Annotated in this window: 15 protein-coding genes, 2 tRNA genes and 1 rRNA gene; 9 read left to right on the plus strand and 9 right to left on the minus strand. The window is 39.3% G+C overall.

Annotated elements, in window-relative coordinates:
- Positions 1-145: 145 nt before the first annotated feature.
- The 8 genes from IPK35_03240 to pheS form a co-directional block, all read right to left on the minus strand.
- Positions 146-222: transfer RNA gene (locus IPK35_03240), tRNA-Ala, on the minus strand.
- Positions 223-246: 24 nt separating this feature from the next.
- A tRNA-Ile gene (locus IPK35_03245) sits at positions 247-320 on the minus strand.
- 89 nt (positions 321-409) lie between these two features.
- Positions 410-562 (minus strand): hypothetical protein, encoded by a 153-nt coding sequence (locus tag IPK35_03250; protein MBK8052306.1) that lies wholly within the window; start codon positions 560-562, stop codon positions 410-412.
- A 14-nt stretch (positions 563-576) separates the two neighbouring features.
- Positions 577-2,094: ribosomal RNA gene (locus tag IPK35_03255) — 16S ribosomal RNA — on the minus strand.
- A gap of 600 nt (positions 2,095-2,694) precedes the next feature.
- On the minus strand, positions 2,695-3,645 hold the full coding sequence (gene rsgA / locus IPK35_03260; GenBank protein ID MBK8052307.1) for a ribosome small subunit-dependent GTPase A: 951 nt from the start codon (positions 3,643-3,645) through the stop codon (positions 2,695-2,697).
- 5 nt (positions 3,646-3,650) lie between these two features.
- Positions 3,651-4,409: a geranylgeranylglyceryl/heptaprenylglyceryl phosphate synthase gene (locus tag IPK35_03265; GenBank protein MBK8052308.1), complete on the minus strand. Its 759-nt coding sequence runs from the start codon at positions 4,407-4,409 to the stop codon at positions 3,651-3,653.
- 762 nt (positions 4,410-5,171) lie between these two features.
- Complete coding sequence (locus tag IPK35_03270) at positions 5,172-6,047, minus strand: EamA family transporter (protein MBK8052309.1); 876 nt, start codon at positions 6,045-6,047, stop codon at positions 5,172-5,174.
- Positions 6,047-7,084, minus strand: coding sequence for a phenylalanine--tRNA ligase subunit alpha (gene pheS, locus IPK35_03275; GenBank protein MBK8052310.1), 1,038 nt, complete (start codon positions 7,082-7,084; stop codon positions 6,047-6,049). Before pheS ends, IPK35_03270 begins: the two co-directional genes overlap by 1 nt.
- A 420-nt stretch (positions 7,085-7,504) precedes the next feature.
- On the opposite strand from pheS, the gene IPK35_03280 reads away from it, so the two are divergent.
- From IPK35_03280 to IPK35_03290, 3 genes are all read left to right on the plus strand, one after another.
- A complete protein-coding gene (locus IPK35_03280; GenBank protein ID MBK8052311.1) occupies positions 7,505-8,050 on the plus strand; it encodes a hypothetical protein in 546 nt (181 codons plus the stop codon).
- Positions 8,013-8,450, plus strand: a complete 438-nt coding sequence (locus IPK35_03285; GenBank protein MBK8052312.1) for an O-antigen ligase family protein — start codon at positions 8,013-8,015, stop codon at positions 8,448-8,450. The genes IPK35_03280 and IPK35_03285 overlap by 38 nt, the downstream gene beginning before the upstream one ends.
- Before the next feature lie 590 nt (positions 8,451-9,040).
- Positions 9,041-10,678, plus strand: a complete 1,638-nt coding sequence (locus tag IPK35_03290) for an NAD+ synthase (protein ID MBK8052313.1) — start codon at positions 9,041-9,043, stop codon at positions 10,676-10,678.
- Between the two features lie 69 nt (positions 10,679-10,747).
- On the opposite strand, the gene IPK35_03295 is transcribed toward IPK35_03290, so the two are convergent.
- Positions 10,748-13,489 carry an insulinase family protein gene (locus tag IPK35_03295; protein MBK8052314.1) on the minus strand — a complete coding sequence of 914 codons (2,742 nt, stop codon included), beginning with the start codon at positions 13,487-13,489 and terminating at the stop codon, positions 10,748-10,750.
- A gap of 235 nt (positions 13,490-13,724) precedes the next feature.
- Here IPK35_03295 and IPK35_03300 point away from each other — a divergent pair, with 235 nt between their 5' ends.
- From IPK35_03300 to IPK35_03325, 6 genes are all read left to right on the plus strand, one after another.
- Positions 13,725-13,976: a 30S ribosomal protein S20 gene (locus tag IPK35_03300; protein MBK8052315.1), complete on the plus strand. Its 252-nt coding sequence runs from the start codon at positions 13,725-13,727 to the stop codon at positions 13,974-13,976.
- A gap of 69 nt (positions 13,977-14,045) precedes the next feature.
- The gene (locus tag IPK35_03305) at positions 14,046-15,140 is read left to right on the plus strand and encodes a BamA/TamA family outer membrane protein (protein MBK8052316.1); all 1,095 of its coding nucleotides are present in this window, start codon (positions 14,046-14,048) and stop codon (positions 15,138-15,140) included.
- A 258-nt stretch (positions 15,141-15,398) separates the two neighbouring features.
- Complete coding sequence (locus IPK35_03310; GenBank protein MBK8052317.1) at positions 15,399-15,869, plus strand: hypothetical protein; 471 nt, start codon at positions 15,399-15,401, stop codon at positions 15,867-15,869.
- 13 nt (positions 15,870-15,882) lie between these two features.
- Positions 15,883-16,410 carry a hypothetical protein gene (locus tag IPK35_03315; GenBank protein ID MBK8052318.1) on the plus strand — a complete coding sequence of 176 codons (528 nt, stop codon included), beginning with the start codon at positions 15,883-15,885 and terminating at the stop codon, positions 16,408-16,410.
- A 48-nt stretch (positions 16,411-16,458) separates the two neighbouring features.
- Complete coding sequence (locus IPK35_03320) at positions 16,459-18,507, plus strand: tungsten formylmethanofuran dehydrogenase (protein MBK8052319.1); 2,049 nt, start codon at positions 16,459-16,461, stop codon at positions 18,505-18,507.
- Between the two features lie 436 nt (positions 18,508-18,943).
- Positions 18,944-19,627, plus strand: coding sequence for a DUF2807 domain-containing protein (locus IPK35_03325; GenBank protein MBK8052320.1), 684 nt, complete (start codon positions 18,944-18,946; stop codon positions 19,625-19,627).
- Positions 19,628-19,919 lie beyond the last annotated feature (292 nt).

The raw sequence follows: 19,919 nt of genomic DNA on the forward strand, positions 1-19,919 counted from the left end.
CTTTTCTTTTTCTCCAAACTTGTCAATGAACTTTTTTCCTACTCTTACAATTTCTTAACCCCAATTACTATCAAGGCAATCCAATCATAATTTCAAATTTCTTCTTTATATCGCCTCCTTCCTTCGATGGAGTCTTCTTTCTCTTTGGTGGAGGATAAGGGAGTCGAACCCTTGACCTCTAGAATGCAAATCTAGCGCTCTAGCCAGCTGAGCTAATCCCCCGCTTTGACTCTTTCTCTTTTTCTGTAGTCTCGGGCGGACTTGAACCGCCGACCCCTACATTATCAGTGTAGTGCTCTAACCAGCTGAGCTACGAGACTCTCATATTCCCACATACAAGTCGTCTCATCTTCGCTACTCTTTTTTCCTTAACGCAGCTGAGCGATCATCTATCTCCTTCTCTCTCTTTCTATCTCTTTTCTCTTCTCTCTTCTTTCTCTCTTCTCTTCTTTCTCTCTCCCCTCTTTCTCTTTATCCACCAACACGAGGATGCAATACTTAATGCCTTAATATATTCCGGTAAAAATTCTTCCAATACCTCCATATCTCTCTTCCATCTCAACGGCCTCGCTCTTAAAAGGAGGTATTCCAGCCACACCTTCCGGTACGGCTACCTTGTTACGACTTAGCCCCAGTTACTGATTTTACCTTAGATAGCTCCCCGTAAAGTCACCATCTTCAGGTACCCCCAGCTCCCATGGCTTGACGGGCGGTGTGTACAAGGTCCGGGAACGTATTCACCGCGCCATGGCTGATGCGCGATTACTAGCGATTCCACCTTCATGGAGTCGGGTTGCAGACTCCAATCCGAACTGGGACCAGCTTTTTGGGATTGGCTCCACCTCGCGGCTTGGCTACCCTCTGTACTGGCCATTGTAGCACGTGTGTCGCCCTAGGCATAAAGGCCATGATGATTTGACGTCATCCCCACCTTCCTCGCGGCTTACGCCGGCAGTCTCGCTAGAGTCCCCAACTTAATGATGGTAACTAACGATAGGGGTTGCGCTCGTTGCGGGACTTAACCCAACACCTCACGGCACGAGCTGACGACAACCATGCAGCACCTTGTTTCGTGTCCCGAAGGAAAAGCACCTTTCAGTGCCGGTCACTCACATTCTAGCCTAGGTAAGGTTCCTCGCGTATCATCGAATTAAACCACATGCTCCACCGCTTGTGCGGACCCCCCGTCAATTCCTTTGAGTTTCATCCTTGCGGACGTACTCCCCAGGTGGCTAACTTATCGCTTTCGCTTGGACGCGCAACCTCATAGCCCACACATCGAGTTAGCATCGTTTAGGGCGTGGACTACCAGGGTATCTAATCCTGTTCGCTACCCACGCTTTCGTGCCTCAGCGTCAATCAAGGCCCAGTTAGCTGCCTTCGCAATTGGTGTTCCATGACATATCTATGCATTTCACCGCTACATGTCACATTCCGCTAACCTCAACCCAATTCAAGAAAAACAGTATCAATGGCAGTTCTATCGTTAAGCGATAGGATTTCACCACTGACTTATTTTCCCGCCTGCGGACCCTTTAAACCCAATAAATCCGGATAACGCTTGGACCCTCCGTATTACCGCGGCTGCTGGCACGGAGTTAGCCGGTGCTTATTCCGCAGATACCGTCACTCCACCATAAATGATGGGTCTTCGTCTCTGCTAAAAGCAGTTTACAATCCATAGGACCTTCATCCTGCACGCGGGATGGCTGGTTCAGACTTCCGTCCATTGACCAATATTCCTTACTGCTGCCTCCCGTAGGAGTCGGGTCCGTGTCTCAGTACCCGTGTGGGGGGCCACGCTCTCACGCCCCCTATTGATCGTAGCCTTGGTAGGCCGTTACCCTACCAACTAGCTAATCAAACGCACACCCATCTCTAAGCGCCTCAGCTTTAATAATAAATCTCTATATCTATTATCACATCCGGTATTAATCCCAGTTTCCCAGGGCTATCCCAAACTTAAAGGTAGGTCATGTACGCGTTACTCACCCGTGCGCCGCTCTCAAGCCCCGAAGGACTCTACCGCTCGACTTGCATGTATTAGGCCTCCCGCTAGCGTTCATCCTGAGCCAGGATCAAACTCTCCATAGTATGATCTTTAGCGGCTCTATCTCTTCTTAAAGAAATCGCTACTTTTTTCTAATATTTTCTTAAGGTCCGTCTTAATATCTTCTTTTCAAGGGGATTCCAAATCCTCCTTACCTATATTCTCTTATTAAGTACTACTATCCAATCGTGTCAATGAACTTTTTCTTTCTATATCTATCACCTCAATCCCTTCGGATCAGGCATCTTTATATACTTACTCTATCTCCCCAAAATCCACATCCCTATTCTCTCTCTTCATCTCTTTGGGGCCGCAAAGATAATACTTATTTCCTCTATCAGCAAAATATTATCCACTTTATTTTTAAATCTTTTTCGAAATATTCAGCAGACCCCTTCAATTCTCTCTCCTCCCACTCTCATTCATCTATCATCATACCCCTTCCACAACTCCTATAATACTCCTTCTAATACTTTCCCCGCTTTTGGGAGCGCAAAGGTAAGGGGAAATTGTAATTACTGTCAAATTATTTTATATATTTTTTTCTAATATGAAAACATATTTTTTTCTATATGTATAGAAAATTTATTATAAGTGGTTTAAGTATATGATATAAGGGTATATATATCCTGAACACAATAGTCCTACACATCGCCATGTCGTTCCCAGTAGTTTTGGTCTTCCACTTCTGCTATAAGACTCAGATAAGACTGATACCTTAAATAGTTGATTTCTCCATCATTGACAGCTTTTATTATGGCACAACCAGGCTCATTTCGATGGGTACAATTTGAAAATCTGCACTTCTCAGAAATTTTAAAGAATTCTCTAAAATTATGTGCTACATCCATAATTTCAAGATGCGTGAAAGATAAAGATTTGATGCCGGGAGTATCAATGATGCTTCCACCTCCTGACAAATCATACATTTGTGCGAAAGTAGTAGTATGTTGACCTTTTCCTGAAAAATCTGATATTTCTTCTGTTTTCAGGTTCAAATCAGGCTCGATACAATTTACAAGTGTGGATTTCCCTACACCAGATTGCCCTGCCACCATAGTGGTCTTATCTTTCAGCAGTTTGGAAAGCAGATCGATTCCTTCCAAAGTGAGAGTAGACGTATGTAATACTCTATGACCTATCTTTGTATAAAGTTCATTCAAAATAGAATATTGACTAATTTCATCATCAGAATATAAATCAAATTTATTAAAAACAATAATGACAGGGATAGAATAAGGTTCAGTCATAATTAGAAACCTGTCTATAAAGCCCAATTTTAGATTAGGTTCCCGCATTGTTACAATTAATAATGCCTGATCAATGTTACTTGCAAGCAGATGGAGCTGATGTTTTTTCCTTGGTGATTGTCTTACGACGTAATTTCGTCTTGGTGAGATATGTTTAATAATGCCCTTATTGCCTCCTTCATCTGATTCCATTTCAAAATCTACTTCATCACCAACAGCAATAGGGTTAGTTAATTTTTTATCATCCAGTTTGAGTTTACCGACTGTGCGGCATTCGATGATTGCAGATTCATGAGTTTTTACATGATACCAACTACCCGTAGATTTGACAACTATACCTTTCAAATGTTTCATATTGAAGGTGATTGCTCATGGACAGCAATTGAAATTTCTTTGATCAAAGCCGGACTCTTCTCAATAGCATTGCCCACGACGATAATGTCCGCACCTGCAAGTGCATTGGCAGCAGCTTTTTCCGGTGTAGAAATACCACCTCCAACTATCAATGGAATACTGATACTACTACTTACAGCAGAAATCATAGACTCTGATACCGGAATATTTGCACCACTACCTGCATCTAAATATATTTGTTTGAGCCCCAGCATTTCTCCAGCTACTGCTGTACATAAGGCAATGTCATCCTTATTTGATGGTATAGGGTAGGTATTGCTCATATATTGTACGCTGGTCATGATACCTCCATGCACCAGGATATACCCTGTAGAGATAATTTCGAGTGGGCTGATTTTTAAGAATGGAGCCGCAACCACGTGATTTCCTATCAGTAATTCCGGATTTCTTCCGGATATCAATGACAAAAACAGGATAGCGTCTGCTTTGTAGCTTAATTGAAAAGAATTGCCCGGAAATAAAATGAGGGGAATCGGACACAGTTCTTTAATGGATTTTAGCACATGATCTAACATATCATTGACTACTAAGCTGCCACCAATAAAAAAGTAATCGACGCCGGCATCCAAAGATTGTTCAATAATATTTTGTATATTTGCCAGCCGCATTTTATCGGGATCTATCAATACTGCAAATCTTTTACTCCCTGATGATTTAGCAGCTGAAAAGCCTGTATATATATTATTGTCCTTCACTAACTATATTTGAATACTTTAAAAAAAATGTAAAACACCATTAATTTTTTAACACTACGAATCCTTTAAATTTCCCCACTCCAAATCATAATGACCAATGATCGTTTTTTGGATCGTTTTCTTTAAGGAGTAAAAATCATTTACTCTGGATGGGAGCTCAACATTCAATCATCTCCTTCCTTACCTTAAAGATGGCTTAAAAAAGGAAGAAGTTTTTTTATATTAATTATTGATTTTAGATAACTCGATAATGCCATAAGTGCCATAAAGGTAATGAATTTTTATACCTTTTATTTCAATGTCGTTTAGATAAGGAATTTTTCTTTGTTTTTACCCTATCTAAATCTTTCCCTTACAAGGGAAAGATTTCATAATGAGGCCTTAACTAAATGACATTGCTTTTATTTATTTTGGTTCAGGGGTGAATAACAAATTGCATAAATTCATATTTTCTTCCCCGCTTCCCTCATTGCTAAAGGGACGAGCCACTCAAGCTAACCACATTTTTACCGAATTATAAGAATAATAGTGAAAACGTGCAATTTGTTATACATGCTTGGTTCAGAGTACGTTTAATGGCTGTATCCCATTTTGCACTAAAATTGTTTAAACTGCCCGCTACCCTCATTCCCTAAAGAGCCTGTCAAGCTACGCTTGAGACGTCCCACCCTTTAACACTTAACTATTAGGATAATCCACTAAATTGGAAACTTAAAAATTATATAATATAGTGCAATTTTGGGATACACCCCATTTAATTTTTCAACTGTTTTTATAATACGGGTATGCTTGAGAAAACTTTTTTTCTTTAATTTCTATCCACCAAAGTCTGAAAGCCAAGGCAAATATAATAATTATCCCACCTGAAATAGCCCACCATCCTGGGTTTTCACCATATCCGATAAATACCCAAACCGGATTCAGTAGTGGTTCGAGCATAGCGATGAGTGAACTTTCGATGGCAGGTAAATACTTCTGACCATAAATGAAAAGAAAATAACCCATACCTAACTGCCCAAAACCCAAGATCATCAGATAGTTGTTTTCAATCATAGTTGGAAAAGGTGATTTGAAAAACCATGGTAAAGTGATCATACAGACCAAAATATTACCCAAAAAGACGGCTCCGGGTTGAAATTCCGGTTTATTCATTTTCTGAGTGACCAACAATCCGGTAAGGACAAGTCCACTTGCCAGGGCCAGCCAAATACCTAGCCAATTATCGGGTTTTGAAAATTGCTCTACGAAAAATAAAGCCATTCCAATAAAACATACTACTACAGTGAAAATATTTATTTTCTTGATCTTACTCCTAATCAGATATGGCTCCAGGATGAGTACGAATGCTGGAGCAGTATACTGAAGAAATATTGCATTGGCGGCTGTGGTAAGTTTTGTCGCTGTGACAAATGAAATCAACAAAGGTGCATAAAAAAAACAACTTATCAAGGACAATCTATTGAACTTAAAAAGGGATTTTCTGAATATCAAAAGAAAAATAACAGCTGCGTAAAGACTCCTGTAGAACAAAATAGTGAAAGCATCCTGTGGCAGCAATTTGATAAACAACCCACCTGTACTCCAAAGGATAGCAGCTACAATGGTAGCGAAAATTGCGTAAGTCCTTTTATTGTCCATCAAATCACACCACTGAACTGCTTTAAGAATCTGGCGTCATTTTCAAAAAGTTGTCTGATGTCCGTGATTTTAAACTGAAGCATAGCTTGTCTTTCTATACCCATACCAAAAGCAAATCCACTATATACTGTCGGATCAATACCGCAATTTCTTAAAACATTTGGATCGACCATACCACAACCCAAAATTTCAAGCCATCCTGTCCCTTTGGTAATTCTATAATCATCATCCGTCTTCAATCCCCAATAGACATCCATTTCAGCACTTGGTTCTGTAAAAGGAAAAAACGAAGGTCGAAGTCTGATATCTGTTTTTGGTCCATACATCTCTCGTGCAAAATACAAGAGAGTTTGTTTCATATCAGCAAAAGAGACACCTTTATCTATATATAATCCCTCTACCTGATGAAACTGACAGTGTGATCTGGATGAAATTGTTTCGTTCCTGTATACTCTGCCCGGCGCGATAATTCTGATCGGTGGCTTCTGAGTAGTCATAATTCTGGCCTGAACGGATGAAGTATGGGTGCGGAGCAATTCTATGGTTGAATCCTTCAAGTAAAACGTGTCCTGCATGTCTCTTGCCGGATGATCTTCAGGGGTATTCATAGCTGTAAAATTGTGCCAATCATCTTCTATTTCCCTTTCTTCAGCAATGGTGAATCCGATACGCTCAAAAATACCAATAATCCTGTTCATGACAATGGAAACCGGATGTCTGGAACCTGAAGAGAAGGGTTCACAAGGCGCTGTCATGTCAATATCAGTATTTTCATTGTCACCCATTACATTGCCCAGAGATGATTTCAATATCTCATATTTGTCTTCAGCTGACTGTTTGACATCGTTTAGTAATTGTCCAAACTCTTTCTTACGATCATTTTCTACATTTTTGATCTCGCCAAAAAGTGACTTTATTTCATTTTTTGAACCTAAATACTTTATTCGGAAGGATTCGAGATCATTCAGGTTTCCAACTTTTTCATTTTGTATATTGCTAAGGATTTCTCTCACTTTGGAAAATACATCTGCTGACATTTCGAAAATATTTTTAATCATTAAAGATGCAAAGGTAATGATTAGGTCTTAGAGTTGGGCAATTGGAGTTTATATTTTATCTTTGATTTCAAGAGCTTATTATCTTATTTTAGCAATTTTTACGGCAATGTTTGGCGAAAGTCAGAGTTGATAAAAAAATTTCAGGAGCCGCATCTGATAAACTTTATTCTATTTTGGATTTTACTCTTCCTGCTTACATTTCAAGTCGAAGGTATGAACCACTGGCCGCAAAGTGATGTGCGCTCAAGACAATTATATAACGCTGGACGTAATAAAATTTGCCACTTGGAGTCAACTGAAAAAAAATTTAAACATACTCTTATTTAGATATTTTTGAATACATGAGATAATAATCAGCTAAAACCATACTTTTGAGACTCAGAAATATTTTGGAATTTCATGCATTTACACTTTCAGGGAAAAGCAATAAAACTTCTTGAAATTACAGCTTTGGCTGGAGTGGTGCTATTGTTTTATGGATTTTTTTTCAACAGAGTGGCCAATAATTTAGGTTCGATTCTCATTGGAATTTATACCCTTGCTAAAATCAATGATAACAGGAAGCTTTTTCTTCAACCATGGATGTTATCTTTTATTTTTATCAGTGTTATACCACTTTTGAGCGATATCATCATGGAAGGATTTGAATTTTATAAGCACCGTGGCATAATGAAATTACTACTGATCCTTTATCCTGCGTTTTTTTTCTGCTTAAAACCTGACATTCAAGTCCTGCAAAGATTCATGCTTGGATTCATAATTCTCATGTTTTTTTCGTCCTGTTTCAGTCTGTTTTATTACTTTAAAGATTATGATGATATGTTCATCACATACAAGCAGTCGAGGGTGGTCCGAACGCTATCATTGGGAGATCATATCAGAATAAGTTGGGCTACAGTAGTGAGTTGTGTTATGGCGCTCTACTACATGGGAAGGTCTAAGTGATGCGATCAGGTTTTATTCTTTAAAGGCTGGTAAGGCCATCATAAATGAACATCCTTGGTTTGGAGTCGGATTCAGCAGGTTGCAAAACCAGACCAATGAATGGTTTAAAAAACAAATGCCACAAATTAGTAAAGAAAGTTACTTTCTGCCATCAAGTCAGATAGTCATCTATTGGGCTGCTGGTGGAGTCTTTTGCCTTCTGGTCTTTCTATTTCATCTTCTATATCCTTTTTTTGAAGTGAAGTTGAGAGGCAACAAGTGGTTTATGATGTTTTTTATACCTGCTGCCCTTAGTTTTACATACGAAACCCACCTTGAAGGACAATTACCCTTATTCTTTTATGGGTTTATTGTTTCTTTTTTCTGGTATCTTGGTTTAAAACCTAAAAATCTTAAATGAATTTCCTATTCCAGACCAAAATTACTGCAAAATAAGGCACTACGTTCATTTTTGACTTCGCACCATAGCGATGCTATGATTTGTCGTCAAAAATGCTTATTTTATTGTACTTTTGATCTTCATTACGGAACTCATTTTAGATATTTAGGTTAAAGATGATGATACCTCTAAAAGTATCCATGCTACTATGTAGAGAACAGTATATTCTACCCTGCCTTCGCGCGTTGACTGGCAGGCTCAATCCATCCTATAGAGCTACACTTGAGACGACCCACCCACTATCCTTCTTATTGATACGTAAATATGTTTTATATCACTTGCAATCATATCTTGATATTATCGTAAAAGTGAAATGTGTGGCAACCGGGCTCATTCACTGAGTACCAGTATATTCTCCGCGCAACCCTCATTCCCTTAAAGGGACGACCCACGCTAACAGTTAGAAAAATGTATCCCCTTCGGTAATGTCGTTTATTTTTGTCATTATCAAAAAAAGTGAAATGTGTTAAACACACAATCATGCGTTTTTCATGGTACTTATGCACAAAAAATGTAATTTCGCCCTTTGTAGTAGTTATAAATATATACAAATGAAAATAACGATAGCTCAACTCGATTATCACATAGGAAATTTTGAAGGTAATACTGCAAAAATGGTAGAAGCTATTCAGAAAGCTAAGGGCGCAGGTTCAGATATCGTTTGTTTCAGTGAGCTTGCTACCTGCGGTTATCCTCCCAGAGATTTTCTGGAATTCGATGATTTTATCAGGCTGTCAGATGAGTGCATTCAGACATTGTGCAGTCATGCTTACGATATTGCAGTGGTAGTGGGTGCACCTTCACACAATAAAAATCCGAAAGGCAAAAGTTTATTCAATTCGGTGTATTTTCTGGCCGAAGGAAAGGTTCAATTCACCCAGCACAAAACACTACTTCCTACTTATGATGTTTTTGACGAATACAGGTATTTTGAACCGGCAAATTCATGGGAGATCTTCGAATATAAAGGACGAAAAATAGCTTTGACTGTATGTGAAGATATATGGGATGTGGGAACGAATGACCCGTTGTATACTATCATTCCACTCGATGAAATGGTGAAATATAGTCCCGATTTTATCATCAATGTTTCAGCATCACCATTCAATTATGATCATGCAAAAACCAGAATTCATACTGTCAGAGCAAATGTACAACGATATGGCATCCCTATGTTTTATATTAATCATGTCGGTGCTCAGACAGAACTTATCTTTGATGGAGGCAGTATAGTGATGTCACCTGATGGCAGATTACATGATGAACTACCATATTTTGATGAATGTATAAGGCATTATGATTTGGAGGAGGTATTAATAAGTCAGAGATCTTCAGAACAACCGAAAGATAAAATAGCCCTGATACATGATGCTATTGTTGTGGGTATCAAGGATTATTTCAGGAAACTTGGTTTTAAGCAGGCAGTTTTGGGTTTGTCAGGTGGTATTGATTCAGCAGTTACTGCAGTATTGGCTGCAAGAGCATTAGGAAATCAAAATGTGAGAGTACTCCTTATGCCTTCTCAGTATTCTACGGGACATTCGGTAGATGATGCGATGGCACTTGTCAACAAACTTGATTTACCATATGATATCATAGCCATCAAGGATATTTATGACTCATTTATACAAAAACTGAGCCCTGTATTTGGGGATATGCCCTTCAATATTGCAGAAGAAAACATACAGGCAAGGGTCAGAGGAATACTTAATATGGCTGTAAGCAATAAATTCGGCCATATACTACTCAATACCACCAATAAATCAGAAATGGCTGTAGGATATGGGACATTGTACGGTGACTTATGCGGTGGACTATCTGTGATCGGCGATGTATATAAAACTGAAGTATATGAACTTGCCGCCTACATCAATAAAGATGAAGAAATAATTCCGGTTAACTCAATTATAAAACCTCCGTCGGCGGAATTGAGACCAAATCAGAAAGATAGTGACAGCCTGCCCGAATATGATATTCTGGATCCGATTTTATATCAGTATATAGAAAAGAGACAAGGTCCGCAGGATATTATAGACATGGGATATGATGCGGCACTGGTAAGAAGAATCCTACGATTGGTCAATATTAATGAATTTAAGAGATATCAAACTGCACCTGTGCTCAGAGTCAGTCCAAAAGCATTCGGAATGGGCAGAAGGATGCCAATTGTGGGAAAATATCTGAATTAAAAACTAAAAAGAATACCTCCACTTTTGGGGTGGAAGTATTCTTTTTATTGAAGGTCGTTGTTTTTAATACTATGGTTTTACAACCTTAAAAGCTTTTTCAAAGTCTCCGGCTTTGACATAAATCATTTTTTCAGGATCCAAATATTTAGCCATGACTTTATTGATATCTGAGACAGTGAGTTTCAGCATTTTTTCTTCTATAGCCTTATCCCAGGTCATATCTCTATCAAGCCTTAAGTTATTGGCCAGTTTGCCCAGTAAGGTCCTGTCCTGGGCTCTATTAACCATTTGGCCCTGCATCCATCCTGATCTTGCAGCATCCAGTTCAGCCTGGGTGAAGCCTTCGGTTCTGACTTTCTGGATTTCTTCTTTGAATGCTTTCTGTACTTTATCCCTGTTTTCGGGAGCGTAGATAGCATACCCGCCAAGATTGCCTGAATCATCGAGTGAGCTTGCATTAAAAAATGATCCTACGCCATAACTGAGACCATCTTTCTGTCTGATTCTCGTCGCAAGCCTTGAGTTGAGAAATCCGCCACCTAACATAAAATTGCCCATTACCATGGCAGGATAATCAGGGTGACTATCATTTATCTGCAAAGGCAATCCTGCTATAAACACAGCATTAGCCTTATCCGGGGTATTGATATTTTCGTCAACAGGTTTGATCTCGACATATGGATCAGTGATACGAGCATATTTTGAAGGAGATTTCCAGTTGCCAAAATATTTAGTTAGTTTAATGCTAATTTTTTGTTGTTCAAAATCTCCAACCACGGCTACCGTTGCCTCGCTGGCACCATAATTTTCTTTGTAGAATTTTTTAACATCATCCAGGGTTGTTGCTTTCATCTCGTCAATCTCTTCCTTCAGTGACTTTGGATATCTTACATCACTTTTGGGATATGGATTGGTGATGATATCAATACGGTTGAAGGCGATAGCCTGAGGTTCAGATAACTGTTCTTCCATTGAAGCTAATCTTTCATTTTTAAGCTTTTCGAACTCTTCTTTTGTGAACGCAGGATTTAAAACCATGTCACCGACCATGTCTATGACTTGCTCAAGGTTTTGATTGGTAGTTTCTATACTGAAAGTCATATTTGAAATACCGCCAAATACGCTGACGCGTGATTTTATGGCATCAAGTTTATCCTGAATCTGTTGTCGGGACATGCTCTTTGTACCTTTGTCTATCATGGCAGCTGTAAGCTGAGCTATTGATGATTTTCCTAGCAGTGAGGAAGGTGTTCCATATCTGAGAGTAATGTTGGCATTGACAGCATCACCTCTGTTTTGTTTTGGAAGCAGCGCAAATTCCATCCCTGACTTTTCTTTACCTTTGATCGTTCGCTTTTCAATATTTTCAAAGGAAGGATCAAATGTTTCTCCCTGAGCTATCAGTTCTTTGCCTTTATATGAATTGACCAATGTAGCCAGATCCGGTGCAGATGGAGTTTCTACCCTGTCTGATTTTTCTTCGGGGATGAACATTCCTATGGTTCGGTTCGAAGGTTTGAAATATTTATTAGCTGCAGTTACTACATCTTCCAGTGTTACTTTTTCTACAGCATCTCTAAATAAGAAATATAAACGCCAGTCACCCTGAGCTATATACTCACTGATATTAAGACCTACCCGATCAGATGAATTGAAGCCAAGCTCCCACTGCTTTAAAATTCTGCCACGTGCCCTCTCAAGTTCTTCTTTTGTAGGTTGATTTATTTTCAGGCTGTCAAGTGTTGCCAACATAATATTCTTGGCATCTTCCAGATTGTCTTCTTTTCTGATAGTAGTATTGATATATAAAAATCCCGGCTCCTTCAGGCTTGGAGCAAAACTCCATACATACGAAGCTTTTTTAGATTCAACTAATGACTTGTAAAGCCTCCCCGATGGTTCATTGGAAAGTAATTCATCAATGATAGTTATAGCAGCATAATCTTTGTGAGACCCAGGGCATGTGTGATAAGAACAGCTTACCACCTGTACATCTCCTGTTCTTTTTAACAATACCTGTCTTTCTCCATCCTGAATAGGCTCCTTGGTATAAGTAAGTTCTACTTTTCTTTCAGGTCGAGGTATTGGTGAAAAATATCCATCAATTAGTTTTAGAGTAGCAGCGGGATCAAATTTTCCAGTCACCGTCAATATTGCATTGTCTGGCTGATAATATTTTCTGTAAAAGGCCTGCAGTCTCTCGATCGGAACATTTTCAATGTCAGCCCTTGATCCGATAGTACTGTTACCATAGTTATGCCATAGATATGCTGTACTCAGGACGCGCTCCATTAGTACACCTGATGGATCATTTTCTCCTGATTCAAACTCATTTCTTACCACGGAGTATTCGCTGTCAAGATCTTTTTTTGCAATGAAGCTATTTATCATCCTGTCAGATTCGAGGTCGAGGGCCCATTTGAGGTTTTCTTCGGTAGCATTAAATGTTTCGTAATAGTTGGTGCGGTCATACCATGTGGTGCCGTTTGGTCTGGCTCCGCGCTCTGTAAGCTCCTGTGGTATATTTGGATGTTTGGGTGTACCTTTAAAGACAAGATGCTCCAGTAAATGTGCCATACCTGTCTCGCCATAACCTTCATGTCTTGACCCTACCATATAAGTAATATTGACAGTAATGGTAGGTTTTGACTGGTCTGGAAACAAGAGTACCTTAAGTCCGTTTTTAAGCTGATATTCAGTAATCCCTTCCACAGATGCTCCTTTGGTAATACCCGTCGGAATTGCCTGAGAAAAACCAAAATTGTACATCGCGAAAAAAATCAAAAATAGGGAAAGAAATTTGTGTTGCATGTGTAATGATTTGATGTGATTAATAATTGATTCTAAAATAAGATGTTTTCAAAACTAAATTATTTGTTAATTTAGTTTCTATAGACCGATCATTAATACAAAATTGCAATAATTTTTACACTATTTTTCCATATTGTAAAATAAGTCTTTAAAATTGTGAAAAATATTTTTTACTTCAGAATAAAAATCATAATTTTGCGCTCCATTTAAGAAATTGTATTAAACATCATAATATATGGCACAACATAAGTCATCCAAAAAGAGAATCAGACAGGACATCAAGATAAGGCTACGTAACAGATATTACAAAAAATCTGCGAGAACGTCGATTGCTAAATTAAGAGAAATGACTGATAAACAAGAGGCAACTGTATTTTTACCTAAGGTAATCAGTATGGTTGACAAACTTGCAAAGAAAAATACATGGCATAAAAACAAGGCTTCAAATCTTAAGTCTAAACTCTCAAGATACGTCAACAGCCTGTAAGCCGAAAATAATATTATACAAAATTTAAGGTGAGTACAAACCAGTACTCGCCTTTTTTGTTTTAAGGCTATGAAATTCTATCAATGTGTTTTTTTCAGTTTAATTTGTATTCCATTTTTTGGATTCGCGAGCGTAAATTTCAAGCATAATTCATCTGAAGACACTATCAAAAGGAATCAATTACTGGCATATCCTATCGTTTTTTTTCTTCCTGAGACCAAATGGGGCTTTGGTGCTGCGGGTTTGTACAATTTCCGATTTAAAAATGAATCAAAAGACTCCAATCCTTCTCAAATCCAATTTGCGGCATCATATACTCAAAACAAGCAAATCATACTAACATTTCCATTTGAACTATATTTCAACGAAAACATTTGGAAACTAAAAGGTGAAATAGCTTTTTACAAATATTCATACAAGTATTATGGCGTAGGAATACATTCTAAAGAAAATGATAAAGAGTTTTTCCTTGCAAGGTATCCGAGAGTTAAAGCAGATTTTCTCAAAAGATTTGACAAAACTTTTGTAGGAGTACGATTTCGATATGATAATATGTCCATCGTAGAGAAAGGAAACCTATTGGAAAGTAGTGGCAATACCGGAAAAGATGGTGGCGTTAATACTGGTGTGGGCTTCATAACGCAGTGGGATATCAGAGATTTTATTTACAACCCGTCAAAGGGAACCTACTTAGAAGCAGAATTGTATTTTAGCGGTAAATTTATAGGAAGTGATTTTAATTATCAGCGTTTCGCATTAGATGTAAGCAGATATTTCCGTATTGCAAACAATCACACTATGGCTGTTCAATTATATAATGCAACCATACAAGGTGACCCTATTTTTTATGAAATGTTATTTTTTGGCAGCCCCAGACTACTGAGAGGATATCAGGATCGTCGCTTTATTGATAAAAACATCCTCGTAAGTCAGTATGAATACAGATTCCCATTGTACAAACGAATTCAGGGTGTATCATTCTTATCCTTTGGTACTGTTGCTGCAAGTTATGCTGCGCTTTATTCAAATCCCTACAAATACTCCTACGGAGCAGGTCTGAGGTTTGTACTCAATAAGAAAGACAGGATAAGATTACGACTGGATTATGGTCAATCGAAAGATGAAGGAGGGTCCATGTATCTGACTATTAATGAAGCGTTTTAATGTAAGTTTAGATTAAAGCACTTTTTGATCCTGAATTCAAATAATGCATTTATTATCATTTCTTTATTATGATTTTTCATCAAGATTTGCATTTCTTTAAAAGCAGACAATACAAAGACAATACAAAGACTGAGATATCTAAGTAAAAATATTATTTTTATCATGCAGTAAAGTAGTTGTTAAAATAAAAAATGGCATACATTAGCGGCAACAAAACATCTGATTATGGCCAGCTTTCGTATACGTCCAAAATTTGAGATGACTACATCCAAAACCATGGAAGAAATCATCTCCCTTGTCAAAGCAAAACTACTCACTAATACACATCACCTGCACGGACAGGCCATGCATGATCATATCACCATCAGGGTCAATAAAGATCACAGACACTATTGGTCTCCGCAACTCAGCATTTTGATGTATAGGGAACCAGAAGATACAACTACCAGACTTGTAGGTGTTTATGGACCCATGCCTAATGTTTGGACACTTTTTACTTTAAGTTATCTGGCTATAGGAGTGCTGATTACATTTATATCCATCATAGGATTCTCTCAACGTGCATTGGGCAATGAAGCGAATATACTGTGGGCATTGCCTTTTTTGGTGATATTGGCTATCGCACTTTATTTGGTCAGCCAACTGGGACAAAAGCTCGGCGCCGCGCATACGTATCTTATACATTATTTTTTTCAGGATGCCTTAGGAGAAGAGATTCCGGAAATATAAGTGAGAAAGGAGCATGGAACATGGAGAAGGGAGAAAGGAGAAGGGAGAAGGGAGCATGAACATGGAGAAAGGATCATGGAGAAGGGAACATGGAGAAGGGAACATGGAGAAGGGAGCATGGAGAAGGGAGGATGGAGAAAGGAGAAAGGAGGATGGAGAAGGGAGAAGGGAGCATGGGGAAGGGAGAAGGGAGAAGGGAACTTGGAGAAGGGAGAAGGGAGAAGGGAACTTGGAGAAGGGAGAAGGGAACTTGGAGAAGGGAGAAGGGAACTTGGAGAAGGGAGAAGGGAACTTGGAGAAGGGAGAAGGGAACTTGGAGAAGGGAACATGGAGAAGGGAGAAAGGAGAAGGGAGAAGGGAGCATGAACATGGAGAAAGGAGAAGGGAGAAGGGAACTTGGAGGGAACATGGAGAAAAGGAGAAGGGAGAAGGGAACATGGAGAAAAGGAGAAGGGAGAAGGGAACATGGAGAAAGGAGAAGGGAGAAGGGAACATGGAGAAGGGAGAAGGGAGAAGGGAGCATGGGGAAGGGAGAATTTAATTTTTACATCCGTTTTCATTTGAGTATAAGTATTCCTATTTTTGCGGTATGAAGCCAACACTTGAAAAGGAAACTCTTTTTAGGGCATTTTCGCTGCTCTGCACCGCCAAAGCTATCACCGAGATATATGATGACCAGTTCAGGCTCGTGTCAAAGTATGTACATGCCACATCGAGAGGTCATGAAGCGATACAGATAGCTGTGGGTATGCAACTGACGCCCAAAGACTATGTGGCACCCTATTATCGGGATGATGCCATGTTGTTAGCTTTGGGAATGAGGCCGGAAGAGATCATGCTGCAGGTATTTGCAAAAATAAATGATCCCTTTTCAGGTGGTAGGGCATACTACTGCCATCCAAGTCTGCGAGACGATGACAAACCCAAAATCCCACACCAATCATCTGCCACGGGCATGCAGGCGATACCTACTACCGGAGTGGCGATGGGTATTCAATATAGGGATATCGAAGGTTTACCTCAAGAAGATGGTGCATTGGTAGTGTGTTCATTTGGTGATGCATCAGTCACAGAAGGAGAAGTAGCTGAAGCGCTCCAAATGGCTGCTCTAAAACAGTTTCCGATCCTGTACCTTGTTCAGGACAATGGCTGGGACATTTCTGCCACAGCAGAAGAAACTAGAGCTATGAATGCGTATGAGTATGTCAAAGGATTTCCGGGTATTGAAGCATATAGTATCGATGGTACGGATTTTGAAGCTTGTTATACTACTATTGAGAAAATATTTAAAGCTATCAGAAAAGAAAGAAGACCTTTTCTGCTGCATGCTACTGTACCATTGCTCAATCATCATACCTCGGGGGTAAGAAAGGAGTGGTACAGACATGATCTGGAAGTCCAAAAATTAGATGATCCTTATGATAAACTAAAATCTTCCTTGCTTGAATATGGTTTTTCACTGTCAGAAATGGAAGAAATCGAAAACAATGCTAAATCTCAAGTAAAAATAGATTTCCATAAAGCGCATGAATCAGCCGATCCGGAACCAAACGATCTGTTTACCCATGATTTTGCCCCAACACCCATCACAGCAGAGCAAGGAATCAGAGAACCAGCAGATGCTGAAGAAAAGGTGATGGTTGATTGTGCCTTGCTGGCAATACAGGAGCTGATGGAAGATCATAAAGAGTGTCTGCTATATGGTCAGGATGTCGGCAGAAGACTTGGTGGTGTATTCAGAGAGGCGGCTACACTGGCCGAAAAGTTTGGGGATCACCGAGTGTTTAATACAGCCATACAGGAAGCATTTATCGTCGGGAGCACGGTAGGGATGTCGGCCGCCGGACTCAAACCTATAGTGGAAGTACAGTTTGCAGACTATATATGGCCTGGTTTGAATCAATTATTTACGGAAGTGAGCAGGAGTTGTTACCTCTCCAATGGAAAATGGCCTGTCAGCATGATACTTCGGGTACCGATCGGAGCATATGGCAGTGGCGGACCCTTCCATAGTTCCAGTGTAGAATCTGTCCTTTGCAATATCAAGGGCATCAAAGTGGTATATCCCAGCAATGGAGCTGACCTAAAAGGGCTCTTGAAAGCAGCATATTACGATCCAAATCCCGTGGTCATGTTGGAGCACAAAGGACTTTATTGGAGTAAAGTAAAAGGTACAGAAACAGCCCGCCGCAAACCACCTGCAAAAGACTATGTTTTACCCTTGGGTAAGGGCCTGATGATCCAGGAATCAGCTCTTGTGAAAACCCAAAACTGTGTATTGATTGTCACCTATGGTATGGGTGTACATTGGGCACTTAACATTGATGATGACATTAAAGATAAAGTAGGGATTCTTGACCTCAGGACGTTGTATCCATTGGACGAAGATCTTATTTTTAGCAAATCCAAAGAGTATAGCAGAATAATCGTTCTGACTGAAGAGCCTGTCCATAATTCTTTTGCCCAGAGTATAGCAGCAAGAATTCAGGAAAACTGTTTTGAGTACTTAGATGCGCCAGTCACAACTATTGGGTCAGAAAATATGCCGGCAATACCGCTCAATGAAGTCCTTGAAAAAACTATGTTGCCCAATGCTGAAAAATTAAGTGCTGTTGTCAGAAAAATATTATCGTATTAAATGCAACCTCTCTGAAGTCATTTACGTCTTTGAATATATTGATTTTACTATAATTTTAATGGAAAGTTAAATTTTGATATGAAGTAAAGGTAGTCTCACCCCAGGGCATGACAGGTTCTTTAGGGAATGATGGTTGATGGCAGTAAAATTGGCTTTTCAAACCCCCTAAAGGCCCCTAAAGGGGAGTCCTGCGCTCTAGGATGCGGTTTTGGGGTTTTGGGGTTTTCACTTTTGGCTCCGCTACCCCTGCCCTTGAAGGGGAATCCTGCGCTTCGATTTTCAGAATTGGGTAGGTCGTCCCTTCAGGGATTGAGGGTTGCGGGAAGATATTTTGCCTTTTTGTGAATCCTCCCAACTTCATCAGCTAAAACTTTCATTAACATCGCAGTAGAACTCAATAAAATATTAATTAACCCTTTATTAAAAATTGTATCCAATGATGACAAGACTTTTTATTTTCACTTTCTCCATTTTTGTATGTGGACAGGCTATGGCCCAAAGTAAATCACTTCCTTCATTTACATCGATCTCGACGAGTGGTAGTGTGCAGGTCGAGTTGGTCAAGAGCAGTGTATCCAAAGCTGATTACACCATTCTGAAAGGCGATGAAGATGACCTGTATATCGAAGTCAAAGGCAATGAACTCTTTGTAAAAATTAAGCCGCAGGTTGGATTTTGGAATAGCTCCAATACCAAAGCCAAAGTGACTGTACATTACCAAAACCTTAATAGTATAGATTGTGCTGCGGGCTCCAGTGTAAAATCTGAATCAGAAATTGTAACGGACAATATGGATATAGAGTCTTCTTCAGGAGCGAGTTGCAGTGTAGTGATCAAAAGTACTGATTTGAGTGTGGATGCTTCATCAGGATCAAAAGTTGCTGTCTCTGGAAGTGCCAAATCTGTCAACTATGATGCTTCATCAGGTGCAAGGATTGATGCTGCCAGCCTGCTGGCTTCAGACGCTATCGCAGATGTTTCGTCAGGTGCAAGTATATCATTGTACGCAAGTAAAAAACTCAATGCAGATGCCAGTTCAGGTGGAAGCATTAAGTACAAGGGAGATCCAGAAAAAACCAATATTTCTTCAGGGATTTCAGGTAGTATCAGGTCATACTAAAAGAACATTGAATTAACATATCAAAAATCTCCAATGGTCGCAGATGGCATCTGCTATCATGTTTTTTACTTACCTGAGATTCATAAGAGATTACAAAATAATCAACATACAAAGTTAGCAAAAGTAAGGAACCAAAAAGCACATGGCAAAGAAAAATAGCGCATCACAAGTAGAACCTGCGATGTGCTATTTTTAGTACTTTGCTTACAATCAACGCATTGCAAATGCTTGATGTATGGGATCGAAGTTACAAACTTCGACCATCAGGATGGATATGACCAATAACATTAAA

The sequence above is a fragment of the Saprospiraceae bacterium genome (genome assembly GCA_016713025.1).
Taxonomy (GTDB): domain Bacteria; phylum Bacteroidota; class Bacteroidia; order Chitinophagales; family Saprospiraceae; genus OLB9.

What these genes read in the sequence shown, in the direction of transcription:
- IPK35_03280 (MBK8052311.1), top strand. Translation starts at nt 7,505, where the DNA reads ATGCATTTACACTTTCAGGGAAAAGCAATAAAACTTCTTGAAATTACA.
- IPK35_03305 (MBK8052316.1), top strand. Translation starts at nt 14,046, where the DNA reads ATGAAATTCTATCAATGTGTTTTTTTCAGTTTAATTTGTATTCCATTT.
- IPK35_03290 (MBK8052313.1), top strand. Translation starts at nt 9,041, where the DNA reads ATGAAAATAACGATAGCTCAACTCGATTATCACATAGGAAATTTTGAA.
- IPK35_03300 (MBK8052315.1), top strand. Translation starts at nt 13,725, where the DNA reads ATGGCACAACATAAGTCATCCAAAAAGAGAATCAGACAGGACATCAAG.
- IPK35_03325 (MBK8052320.1), top strand. Translation starts at nt 18,944, where the DNA reads ATGATGACAAGACTTTTTATTTTCACTTTCTCCATTTTTGTATGTGGA.
- pheS (MBK8052310.1), bottom strand. Translation starts at nt 7,084, where the DNA reads ATGTCAGCAGATGTATTTTCCAAAGTGAGAGAAATCCTTAGCAATATA.
- IPK35_03310 (MBK8052317.1), top strand. Translation starts at nt 15,399, where the DNA reads ATGACTACATCCAAAACCATGGAAGAAATCATCTCCCTTGTCAAAGCA.
- IPK35_03315 (MBK8052318.1), top strand. Translation starts at nt 15,883, where the DNA reads ATGGAACATGGAGAAGGGAGAAAGGAGAAGGGAGAAGGGAGCATGAAC.
- IPK35_03295 (MBK8052314.1), bottom strand. Translation starts at nt 13,489, where the DNA reads ATGCAACACAAATTTCTTTCCCTATTTTTGATTTTTTTCGCGATGTAC.
- IPK35_03320 (MBK8052319.1), top strand. Translation starts at nt 16,459, where the DNA reads ATGAAGCCAACACTTGAAAAGGAAACTCTTTTTAGGGCATTTTCGCTG.
- IPK35_03270 (MBK8052309.1), bottom strand. Translation starts at nt 6,047, where the DNA reads ATGGACAATAAAAGGACTTACGCAATTTTCGCTACCATTGTAGCTGCT.